At 74.7% G+C, this 9102-nt stretch carries 5 protein-coding genes; 1 reads left to right on the top strand and 4 read right to left on the bottom strand.

All coding sequences use genetic code 11. The features are described 5' to 3' along the window. Nucleotides 1–550 precede the first annotated feature (550 nt). The 4 genes from ACFVVX_RS09900 to ACFVVX_RS09885 all read right to left on the bottom strand — a co-directional run bounded on the left by ACFVVX_RS09900 (nt 551) and on the right by ACFVVX_RS09885 (nt 6933). The gene (locus ACFVVX_RS09900) at nt 551–3304 is read right to left on the bottom strand and encodes a SpoIIE family protein phosphatase (protein ID WP_387943383.1); all 2754 of its coding nucleotides are present in this window, start codon (nt 3302–3304) and stop codon (nt 551–553) included. Nucleotides 3305–3474: 170 nt separating this feature from the next. Next, on the bottom strand, nt 3475–4191 hold the full coding sequence (locus tag ACFVVX_RS09895; protein ID WP_387943381.1) for a rhomboid-like protein: 717 nt from the start codon (nt 4189–4191) through the stop codon (nt 3475–3477). A 114-nt stretch (nt 4192–4305) separates the two neighbouring features. Further along, nucleotides 4306–5001 carry a DUF998 domain-containing protein gene (locus ACFVVX_RS09890; protein ID WP_387943379.1) on the bottom strand — a complete coding sequence of 232 codons (696 nt, stop codon included), beginning with the start codon at nt 4999–5001 and terminating at the stop codon, nt 4306–4308. Nucleotides 5002–5304: 303 nt separating this feature from the next. Then, nucleotides 5305–6933, bottom strand: coding sequence for an RICIN domain-containing protein (locus ACFVVX_RS09885; RefSeq protein WP_387943377.1), 1629 nt, complete (start codon nt 6931–6933; stop codon nt 5305–5307). Between the two features lie 410 nt (nt 6934–7343). Between ACFVVX_RS09885 and ACFVVX_RS09880 the strand changes: the two genes are divergently transcribed. Beyond that, a complete protein-coding gene (locus ACFVVX_RS09880) occupies nt 7344–8939 on the top strand; it encodes an RICIN domain-containing protein (protein ID WP_387943375.1) in 1596 nt (531 codons plus the stop codon). Nucleotides 8940–9102: the final 163 nt, after the last annotated feature.

Below are 9102 nucleotides of genomic sequence, written 5' to 3'. Positions count from 1 at the left end.
TTCGGCGGGGGTGTGCGGGCGTGCGGAACCAGGCCCTGGGGTGGGCTTGTGGTTTCGGGGGTGTGGTGCTCGCCTGCGGGGGGCCGTCCTGCGCTGTGTCCGGTGGGCCGGGGGAGCGTGTGGTCGGTCGGTGCAACGGGTTCGAAGTTACGGGGGCTGGTGGGTGGTTTCAAGGATTCGTAGGTTTGGGCTGGTCGGGGGGCTGTTACCTGCCGTAAGGATCAAGGAAATGGCATGATTTGAAGCCATATGTCCGCTTTTTCAAGATCGAACGGGTGGGGAAAGTGGTCCGGGCCACAGCGGGAGGGCTGTGAGGCCGCGCACATCGTCGACGGTGCGTGACGACCCGTCCGCGGCCCGTACCGGAACCGGTGGGCGGGGACCCGTTCCCGGGTGGCCCGCACCACAGCCCCCACCCGCAGTGCCTACCACCTGTACTCTCCGTGACCGTTTCGGCCCGTGGCAGCCCCCGGACCGGGTGCTGCGGCGGTCCCCCGGCCCCCGTCCCCCCTGGCCCCCTCCACCCCTGCCCCCTGCCCCCGGTCCTCCGTCAGCCGACGGTGCCCTCGGCTCCCCGCCCGGGCCCCGGGTGAGGACCCGGGTCGGGCTCCGGGCCCGCGGGAAGCGGCTGTTCCGTCCAGATGACCTTGCCCTCGCTGGTGTACCGGGTGCCCCAGCGCTCGGTGAGCTGGGCCACCAGGAACAGCCCGCGGCCGCCCTCGTCGGTCGTCGCCGCGTACTTCAGGTGCGGGGAGGTGCTGCTGCCGTCGGCCACCTCGCAGATCAGGCTGCGGTCGCGCAGCAGCCGCACCCGCACGGGCGGGGAGCCGTAGCGGATGGCGTTGGTGACCAGTTCGCTCACCACCAGCTCCGTACCGAACGCCAGGTCCGACAGGTCCCACGCGTCCAGCGTCGCCTGGGTCCACTCGCGCACCTCGGCCACGCGGGCCGGATCGGGCGGGACGGTGCGATCGGCGACCTGTTCGGCACCGAGCACCCGGGTCTTCGCGATCAGCAGCGCCACGTCGTCCTGGGGGCGGGCCGGCAGCAGGGCGTCGAGCACGGCCCGGCAGTGCTCCTCGGGCTGCCGCTCGCGGCGGGAGAGCACCTCCCGCAGGAGTTCCATGCCGACGTCGAAGTCACGGGTGCGCTCCTCGACCAGTCCGTCGGTGTAGAGGACGATCTGGGTGCCTTCGGCGAGCTGGACCTGTGCCGTCTCGAACGGCATCCCGCCCGTTCCCAGCGGCGGGCCGACGGGGAGGTCCGGGAACACGGCGGTGCCGTCGGGGCCGACCAGGGCGGGCGGCGGGTGTCCCGCCCGCGCGATGGTGCAGAGCCGGGAGACCGGGTCGTAGATCGCGTAGAGGCAGGTGGCTCCGGTGACCCCGGCGCCGGGGCCCGGGCCGCCGTCGGCCTCCTCCTGGTCGATGCGGTTCACCAGCTCGTCCAGGTAGCCGAGCAGTTCGTCCGGCGGGAGGTCGAGGGCGGAGAAGTTGTGCACGGCGGTGCGCAGCCGGCCCATGGTGGCCGCGGCGTGCAGCCCGTGGCCGACCACGTCGCCCACGACGAGGGCGACCCGGCTGCCGGACAGCGGGATCACGTCGAACCAGTCGCCGCTCACCCCGGACTGCGCGGGCAGGTAGCGGTGCGCGACGGTGAGGGCGCTCTGTTCCGGCAGGGCGCGCGGCAGCAGGCTGCGCTGCAGCGTCACGGCGGTGGTGTGCTCGCGGGTGTAGCGGCGGGCGTTGTCGATGCTGACCGCGGCCCGGGCGACCAGTTCCTCGGCCAGCGACCGGTCCTCGTCGTCGAACGGCTCGGGCTTCTGCGAGCGCCAGAAGTTGGCGATGCCCAGGATGATGCCGCGCGCCTTCAAGGGGGTGGTGATGAGCGAGTGGACGCCGTACTCGACGATCTGGCGGGTCCGCTCCGGATCCTGGGCCTGCCAGCCGGGGGCGTCGGACAGGTCGGGGACCACCTGTGACCGGCCGCTGTCGAAGCCCCGGGCCTGGGGGGTGGAGGGGATGAAGGCGATCAGTCTGCCGCACGGGTAGAAGGGGTGCTCCTCGCGGATGCCGTGGACGGCCGCGCGCCGAAGGTCCCCGGTGCCGGTGGGCTCGTCGCCGTGGAGGACCGGGTCGGCGAGGTCGACGGTGACGAAGTCCGCGAAGGCGGGAACGGCGACCCGGGCCAGCTCCTCGGCCGTGCGCACGACGTCGAGCGTCGTTCCGATGCCGACACCGGCCTCGTAGAGCAGCGCGAGGCGCTTGCCGGTCACCTCGGCCACGCCGGCCAGCGCCTGCAGCTCCGTGGAGTCGCGGATCGTCGCGACCGTTCCCATCGCGCGGCCGTGGCGGTCCGTCGGCCGTTGGTTCACCGCCAGTAGCCGCCCGCCCGACCGGTGGACCTCGTCCGTGGCCACCCGCCCCGACAGCAGGAGCTCCGCGGTGTCGGGATCGAGGTCCCGCAGCTCGCTCAGGTGCCGGCCGTCCGCGTCGGCCGGCAGCCCCAGCAGCTCCTTCGCCTCGTCGTTGGCGAGGAGCAGCCGGCCGTCCGGCGCGACGATGACCACGCCCTCCCGCACCGCGTGCAGCACGGCGTTGTGGTGCTCGTACACGCGGGTCATCTCGGTCGGCCCCAGGCCGCGGGTCTGCCGCTTCAGCCGCCTGGAGATCAGGGCGGTCCCGGCGGTGGCCACCGTGAGCGCGGCGGCGCCGGTGCCCAGGATGACGGGCAGCTGGCGGTCGCCGGCGGTGGCGACGTTCTGCACCTTGAGGCCGGCCGACACCAGGCCGACGACCGAGCCGTCGGGGGCGGTGACGGGAGCGACCGCCTGGACCTCGTGGCCGAGCGGACCGTACACGCTCTCGGTGAGGACGGCGCCGGCCAGTGAGGGGCCGATCGTCCCGACGAACGGCTTGCCGATCCGGTCCGGCAGCGGGTGCGTGTACCGGATGCCCTGGGTGTTCATGACCACGATGAAGTCGACTCCGGCCTCCTGGCGGGCCGCCTCCGTCAGCGGCTGGAGCACGGCCGTCGGATCGGGCGACTTCAGCACCTCGGGCAGTCCGGGGGCGTGTGCGAACGCCACCGCGACGGCCACCGACCGCGTGCGGGCCTCCGCCTCGCTGGAGTGCCGGGACTCCAGGACCAGCGCCAGGATCGCGCCGAGGACGAGCAGCACCACGACCGCGACCTGCAGCACGAAGACCTGGCCTGCAACGCTCCGAGGGCTCCTGGTGAGGCGGCTCTTCGCGGTCGGCGACGGCTTCGACACCGTCCGGGATCGGTCGGCTTGTTCGACCATGCGTCCTTTCTAACACCGCCGCGATGGTGACCACGAAGCGTGGCCACCGCGGGCCCGGGGCGGCGGGACCGGTCCGCGGGGGAGCGGCGGCAGCGCCGTGATCAGGACCCGGCCGGTGCGGAGTTCAGGACCCGGCCGGTGCGGAGTTCAGGACCCGGCCGGTGGGGAGTTCAGGACCCGGTCGGTGTGGGGCGGGCGGGGCGGCGGGCCAGCGGTGGCAGGCCGAACCGGTGGGCGGCCGCGATGGCCAGGCCGGCGACGAAGGCGAGCACGTGGCCGACGGCGGACACCTCGCCGTCCCCGATCCCGGACAACAGGTCGGGGGCGGCCACCGCCAGCATCACCAGCCACACCGCCCGCGACCACACCGGACGGGCCCGCGCGATCGCCACCGTCAGCGCGGCCACCACGACGTAGGACGGGCCGGTGTCCAGCACGTGCGCCTCGGCGGCCGGTAGCGAGCCGTGCCCGATGCGCCACCACACCAGCGCCTCCGTCAGCCCGGTCGCGGCCACGTGGGCGAGGGCCAGCGCCGCCACCGCGCGGCGGGCGCCGAGCACCGACACCACCGCGACCACGGACAGCGCGAAGACCGGCCACACCCACAGGGTGCTCTGCGGCACGAACACGGACACCGTCAGCGACTCGACCGGGTGGCCGGCCGGCCAGGGGCGCAGGTTGTCGAGGTTGGTCGACGCCCACTCCCGCAGCGCCAGCACCCGCTCGGGCGGCAGCAGCCGCAGGACCGGCCACATCACGGCGAGCGCGGCCACGTACCAGGACCCCGGGTTGCGCAGCAGGCGCCGCAGCCGGGGACGCGACGAGGACGCTGCGGCCACCGGGGCCGACGGGGCAGCCGATGACGAGGGATCAGTACGCTCCGACACCCGTCGATCGTATGCGGCGGCCGCCGCCCGGCCGCCCCCGGCCCCGTCCTGCCTCCGGTGCTGGTGGGGGCGGGGCCGGGGCCGGGGTTGGCCGGCCTGGGTGGGGAGTGGGGATCAGTGCTCGACGGCCGGAGCGGGCCCGCGCCGGGGTGTCAGGCCGGCCGCGACGGCCTCGCTCTTCACCAGCCACGCCACACCGAAGGCGAAGACGGACACCGACTCGCCGACGTACATCAGGGTCAACGGCGAGTCCCAGGTGAGGTGGAGGAGCGCCCCGACCGTGACCACCACGACGCAGGCCACGATGACCCACCCGCAGACCAGGTACGCCCAGTCGGCGGCGGGCCGGTGGCCGTCCGCACTCCGGGAGTCCGCGAAGAGCCGGAGGCAGAAGTACGCGAGCACCCCGAACAGCCCTGCGGCGAAGCAGAGATGAAGAGTCCCGATGACCGTCTGCGCGGTGCTCGGGTGCGCGGTGACCGAGGCCGGGGGCTCGGTGGGGAAGAGCGCCACCAGGATGGCGAGGACGCCGGCCACCGAACTCAGCCGGTCCTCCCGGCGGTCGTGGCGGTAGCAGATCAGGAAGACGCCGATGGCGCAGAGGCCGCCCACGAAGACGTTGCGCATGGGGGTGTAGTACGACGCGCTCATCGACCCGAGCAGCGTGATCCGGGCGGAGGTGAGGCTGTTGCCGACGGGCAGGACGATCGGCAGCAGGAAACCCATGACGCCGACGCCCAGGCGAAGCCGCCGAACGGTCGCCCCGTCCTGGGACTGGTAGTTGGTGACGAAGACCGGTTGCTCGGCCACGATCGGCCCCCTCGAAACGTCCTGAGGCTGGGCGGGCGCGGCCGGACGGGGCCGCGCACCAGGCGCGCTGGTCATTGCCGGTTTACCCGCGCGGAAGCCCCGGGAATCCCGTGCCCGTCCGGGCGTTCGGCACGTCCTGACGGGACGTCGGATCCCGGGGCCGCCGCGCGGTCGACCGGCCCCGGCCCGTGCCGGGGTACGGGGGGCCGGTGACCTTCGGGGCGGGGTCGGTCTGTCCGCGGCGGGCGGGCCGGGTGGGGGTCCGGTCCGCCCGCCGCGGACGGCGGTGGGTGTGCGGGGTGACTACTCGCCGGTGTCCTCGCCCGGCGCCGGGGCGGTGTCGGGCGCGGTGTCGGCCTCCTCCTCGGGGGCCGCCTCGGCGGCGCCGTCCGCCTCCGGCAGCTCGGAGGTCTCGGGCGCCGGGGTGTAGGGCGCCGGGGTGTACGGCGTCGGGAGGTAGGGAGTCGGGACGTAGGGCGTCGTACCGGTCGACGGGAGGCCCGACGGCGGCAGGGTGAACGGCGTCCGGCTGTTGCCGGCCGGGGACTGGGGTGCGGTCGGGCTCCCGCTTGTGCTCGGGCTCGGGCTCCCGCTCGGGCTAGCGCTCACGCTCCCGCTCGGGCCCGCCGTGGGTCCGGCTGCGACCGGGACCACCCGGAACTGTGCGGCAGGGGAAGTCCCCGCGCCCGCCCGCTCGGCCGGCGCGTTCTTCTGCTTGCCGTCACCGCGCAGCTTCAGCACCGCGCTGGTGGCCCGGTTGCGCAGGTTGCCGAACATGCGGTCGGCGCCGCGCGCCGAGGGCATCCACCACTCCTGGTGGGCGTCGCCCGGCTTGCAGTCGGCGAGGCCCGGGGCGCCCTCGGCGGGCATCGTCAGGCACCTGCCGTCGGCCGGGTGGCGAATCGTCAGATAGCCGTCGGGCCCGACGCTGCGGCGCCAGACCTGGGCGTCGCCGGGCGCGCACGGCCGCTGCACCACCGAGGCGCCGTCCCCGTCGGCGGTCAGGCACTGCCCGTCGGCCCGGCCGACCAGGGTGGCGTCCAGCGCTGCGGCGGGCTGGTCCTTGATCAGGTACGGACTGTTGGCGACGTTCTCCTCCGGGTGCTGGGCCAGCCTGCTGCCGGCCGCGGGGCGCGGGGAGAAGTACGCGAACTCGTCCTTGGCGCAGTCGAGGACCACCCCGCCCATGATGTCGTCGCACCGCGGCGACTTGTCGTAGCCGCGGCAGATCGGGTCGTTGCCCTGGCCGTGGTCGTTGTCGCAGTGGGTCACCCCGAAGTTGTGGATCATCTCGTGGGAGAGTGCCGCCTCGCCGAGGCAGTTCCAGTTCACGGCGATCCAGCCGGTGTGGAGGTCCGCCCGGCGTTTGGCCGCGGGTACCGAGGCCACGCCGCAACCGGTGGCCTGGCCGGTGTCCACGAAGTAGATGAACCGGGTGCGGCCGACCCGGGCCCGGTCGGCGCCGCCGGCCTCCTTCAGCCGGGCCTCGGCCAGCGCCTTGGCCTTCGTGCGGACCTGCCCGACCTTGTACGTGCCGTCGGCGCCGTCCACGCCGACGGTGAGCACCTGGGCCTGGCAGCCGGCCTCCTGGGCGAACCGCGGGCGGCGGCTGTCGCCCTGGCCGAAGCGCTGCGCACTGGCCTCGAACGCCTGGTCCACGTTCCACAGCGTGGTGCGGATCGCGTCGACCGCGTCCGCGCGGGGCCGACTGCCCGCCCGGTGGACGTACACGGCCTGGTACCAGCCCTTGCCGGAGGCGTCGGTGGTGTCGCAGGCGATCGGCGGGGTGGCCGGGGCACTGTCGGCCGCACGGCCGGGCTGCTCGTCGGCCCAGCCGGGCAGGCCCACCGTGGCCCAGGACGCGGCCGCCAGGGTGGCGAGGGCGAGGGGGACGCCGATGGCGAGCGGCGCCCGGTGACGGTTCTTTCGCATGGCTCTCTCCTGCTCGACGGAGCGGGAGCGGGGAGGTGCGGCCGGGTGGAGCGGAGGTCGGTGCCGGACGCTACCCCACCGGCCGGGCGGCGGCAAAACGCGACCCGGAATGGTAAAGGTTCGGCAAAGGCGCGGGACGCCGCAGCCGGGGCGCCACTCTCTCCTGGCATCAGATCCCGAACGGAGAAGAGGAGTTGGGGAGGCCGACCGTGGAGTCCGGAGGTCAGCGGGTGTCGGTGGCGGGTGCCGGGAACGGCCCGCCGCCGACACCCGACCGGCAGACGTCGACACTTCCCCCCGTGTGTGACCCGGCGGCAGCGCCATGCAGCTCGTATTCCATATTTCATATTCCGTATGTCGTATGACATCGGTATCTTCGCTCCGGACGGCTCGACCAGAACGGCTCCCAGATGCACCTCCCCGACAGGACACGGCGCGGCCGGCCGCGTGACCGCGGCCCGGAGCTCTCCGCCCTGGACGACGCGGCCCTCGCGGCGCTGCTCGGCGCCCCGGCCGGGGACGGTCCAGGCGCCGAGGCGGTGATGGCGGAGGTGTTCTCCCGTCACCACGGCGCCGTCCTCTCCTATGCGCGCACCTGCTGCCGCGAGGCCCAGACCGCCCAGGACCTCGCCGCGGAGGCGTTCGCCAGGACCTACCGGGCGGTGGCGGCCGGTGGCGGACCGCAGTACGCCTGGCGCCCCTATCTGCTGACCTGCGTCCGGCGGGTCGCCGCCGAGTGGAGCACCAAGCCCGCGGCGCGTCTGCTGCCCTCTGACGAGGTCGAGTCCTGGGCGCCCCACCTCGCGGCCGAGGACGCCGCCCAGGGCGCGCTCGCGGCCGAGGAGTGCTCCCTCGTCGCCCGCGCCTACCGCTCACTGCCGGACCAGTGGCAGGCCGTGCTGTGGCACTCGGTGGTCGAGGAGGAGGCGGCGCACGCGGTGGGGCGGCGGCTCGGCCTCTCGCCGAGCGGAGTGCGGTCGCTCGCGGCCCGGGCCCGGGAGGGCCTGCGCGAGGCCTACCTGAGCGAGCACCTCGGCACCCGGGCGACGGACGAGTGCCGGCACTACGGACGGCTGCTCAGCGGTTCGCTGCGCCGTCCGGGCCGACGGCGCAGCCGCGAGCTCGACCGCCACCTCGCCGACTGCGGCGACTGCGCACGGGCCGCCGAGGAGCTGCGGGCGCTCAACGGCCGGATCTCGGCGGTGCTTCCGGTCGCCCTGCTGCACTGGCCCGCCGGCGGACTGTCGGGGGCCGGTCTCGGCCTGGGGGCTGGCCTCGGTGCGGGTGCGGGTGCTGGGCTCGGCGGGCCGTTGGCCGCGCTGGCCGCCAAGGGATGGTCGCTCTGGGCCGCGGTGGCCGTCACCGCCGCCGGCGTCGCCACCACGGCGGCGGTCCTGCTGCCGGAGGCCGGGCCGCCGTCCGCCGGCCACCCGCCGCCTCCGGCGACGAGCCCCGGGGCCGGGGGCGCCGGGCCCGCCGGGCGGGTCGATCCGCCGCCACCGTCACCCGTGCCCTCGCCCCCACCGCCGCCGTCACCGGTCCCTGTCCCCGTCCCGTCCCCTGCGTCCGCGACGCCGTCCGACGGGCGTCGACTGGTCAACGCCCGCAACTCCCTCTGTGCGCAGGCCGGTCCGGCCCGGGCCGTGGCCCTCCAGCCGTGCCGGGACCGGCCCGAGCAGCTCTGGCAGCTGCTCCCGGACGGGGACAGTGCCCGGATCAGGAACGTCGCCACCGGGCTCTGCCTGGGCAACGGCGGCCGGTCCGCCGACCAGGCGGCGGTGTCCCTGGAGGACTGCGCCGCGGCTTCGCCGGGTCAGTCCTGGCGGGTCCTCACGGACGGCCGGCCCCACGCGGTGATCAACCGGGGCAGCGGGCACTGGCTGGGCATCACCCACTGGGCGGGCCCCGGGGGAGCGGGGGAGACGCTCACCCAGAGCATGAACTACTACAACAGCCCCTCCTTCCGCTGGGTCCTGGACGGCCCCGACCGGACCGGTAACGGCTGAGCCGAGACCGGCCCGCCCGCCCGCCATCCCGTCCCGGACCACCGGCCGCGGGCGGCGAAGTCCGGCATGCCGTCGCAGGGCCGCTGCGGGGCCGTCGCGGGGTAGGACGGGAGGGGCGGCCACTTCCTGATCATTCGATCGAATTGATGGAAATCTGATCGAG

The organism is Kitasatospora sp. NPDC058170 (assembly GCF_042883905.1).
Classification (GTDB): domain Bacteria; phylum Actinomycetota; class Actinomycetes; order Streptomycetales; family Streptomycetaceae; genus Kitasatospora.
Note: the sequence above shows the minus strand (reverse complement) of the source record. Positions and strands in the feature narration are given on the sequence as shown.